The organism is Planktothrix sp. FACHB-1355, from assembly GCF_014748295.1.
Lineage (GTDB): Bacteria > Cyanobacteriota > Cyanobacteriia > Cyanobacteriales > Aerosakkonemataceae > Aerosakkonema > Aerosakkonema funiforme_A.
Window position 1 is genome coordinate 1 of the sequence record NZ_JACJUP010001087.1, and the last position, 2,335, is coordinate 2,335.

General features: G+C 42.5%; 2 protein-coding genes. Both read left to right on the forward strand.

The window, feature by feature from the left end:
* Positions 1 to 758 precede the first annotated feature (758 nt).
* Positions 759 to 1,649 (forward strand): NF038130 family PEP-CTERM protein, encoded by an 891-nt coding sequence (locus H6S82_RS29295; protein ID WP_190470534.1) that lies wholly within the window; start codon positions 759 to 761, stop codon positions 1,647 to 1,649.
* A gap of 135 nt (positions 1,650 to 1,784) precedes the next feature.
* Positions 1,785 to 2,335: GIY-YIG nuclease family protein (locus H6S82_RS29300; RefSeq protein WP_191057182.1), on the forward strand; the 551-nt coding region annotated here is incomplete at its 3' end.

A 2,335-nucleotide genomic window follows, 5' to 3' on the forward strand; every position in this document is an offset into this window, starting at 1 on the left:
GGAGAGATTTTGCATAGAATCTCTGATGTCGTCCATTTTAGCTTCAATTTGTGCCACTAATAAATTTACTGTTTGGAGATGATTGAGAGTTTGATTCAATGCTTCGCGATACTCAGTTTGAAAATTTTCTGATGGCATGGATGCAACCCGGTTTGTGTGAAAGTAAGCGGCCAAGTTGTTAAAAGAGAAAGACTCTTAGTCTTAATCTAAACTCTCATATTTGAAAATTAGTACCGATCGGTCATAAATTTATCTTTCTTGCCTAGTAGAATAGTCAAATTTTAATAATTTTTAATAAATCCTATGGTATCGGCTTTGCGAAATTTAACAATCCAGTATTTTTACATAAATAAAGGCAAAAAATTTTGAATTTTTTATAGTTTATATACGTAGCTAGTATCGGTATACTTAGTGGGAATAAAATTTTTGGCTTCTCTCATCTAAAATTAAATCAAATAACGACAGCATCTCATGATTTCACCCACAGATCGTCAAGATTTTACGGATATGAGACGATAAATTGATATCGCCTTTTTTTGAACCAGTCCTCAGAATTTACCAAAACTTCACACAAATTTGACCAGAAATTACGCTAAGTTCACCCAACCCAAAAGTGGCTTTCCTAAAATGGAAGAAAGTGAAGGTTAAGCGTTCAAGGGTGGATCTGCTAGAACCGTGAAGTGAAACAGACAAATCCCGTCAACAGTGGGATGTGCAACGTAAATCGTTTATTGAGAAACTTGAGAGGGAATCCAAAAATGCTTCAGACTATTAAACGTATTGCTATCGGTGCTTCAATGGTCGCAGGTGTGAGCGCACTAGCCACCGCCCCAGCATCCGCCGCATCCCTCACAAATGCCACAATTGGCGGAAGTGCAGCTAGCGATTATTTAGTGTACGGTGTCTCCGGGAGTCAAACCGTTGAGATTCCAAATACTCCGGCAAACGTACAAGCCGTTCTCGACGGTAATGCCGCCAGTCCCACAGGTAACGTAGAATTGAGAGCCAGTACAGAGAAAGGGACTTTTACTGGTATCGATTTTCTAAAGAACACCACCTTGACAGGTAATATTGCTGGCAAGTCACTCACTCTTAGCAGTCTCACGGCAACTGACTGGTTTGGAGCAAGTCTGAATACGACATACGGCGCGAACAACCTTGCTAACAAGTGGTTTAACGAGTTCATCACCAAAGCTGGTTATGGTGTATTCGTAGGAACTGGTGTTGCAACTAGTTACTTTAATGCCTTTTTGGGTATGGGGGGATTCCAAGCAAGCAGCGACCCCAACATCTCCTACGTCAACCAAAATGATGATACTGGCCTAATTAGTATTGGGTTGGCAGGTCACAACGATTTAAAAGCTGCCTATGCTAGTAATCCCAAATATGCAGCATTTGCATCTTTTTTACCAAGTGGATTCCAAGCAAGCGAAGTAGTCAAGTATACTTACGAAGGCAAGACTGACTATCTCTACAGCTTCAACGCTACCAATTCGGGTCTGGTTAACACGGATGGATTCTCTCACAACGGTAACTACGAAGTATCTTTTCAGGGAGTAAAAGTGCCCGAACCATCCACAATGCTTGGTTTGATGGCTGTGGGTGGGTTGTTTGCCACCAGCAAGCGCAAGTCACAAAAAACCGCCTAATAAATTGTTTAATTGCTTAAAAAGCGGGTTTTTTGCAAAAAACCTGCTTTTTGTTCGGTTTCGGGTAGGCAATACCCACCCTCTAAACGAAAAGGCTTTCTTATGATGGTGATGGACAGTTTCTTTTAGTGAGTTGTGACCACTTCACAGAAAGCGCTACCTTTAGTAAAAGACCGGGAACGCCTGGAAGGTCGCCTCAAGGAGATTCCGGCAAAGCCAGGTGTATATATAATGAGGGATGAGAGCGATCGCATCCTCTACATCGGTAAATCGAAAAAATTGCGATCGCGTCTGCGTTCCTACTTCCGCGAAGCTTCCGACCTCTCCCCTCGTATTGCCTTAATGGTACAGCAGGTAGTCGAGATCGAAATCATCGTCACCGATACGGAAGCAGAAGCACTGGCATTAGAAGCAAACTTAGTTAAGCAGCACCAACCGTACTTTAACGTACTGCTCAAAGACGACAAGAAATATCCCTACGTATTGATTACTTGGTCAGAAGATTATCCCCGTATTTTCCTCACCCGCAATCGCAGGCTGGGGAAAAAACAAGACAAGTATTATGGCCCTTACACCGATGCTCGCATATTGCGCCAAACCCTGCATATAGTCAAGCGCATTTTTCCTTTGCGTCAGCGTCCCCAACCTTTATTTAAAGACCGTCCCTGTCTCAATTACGACTTAGG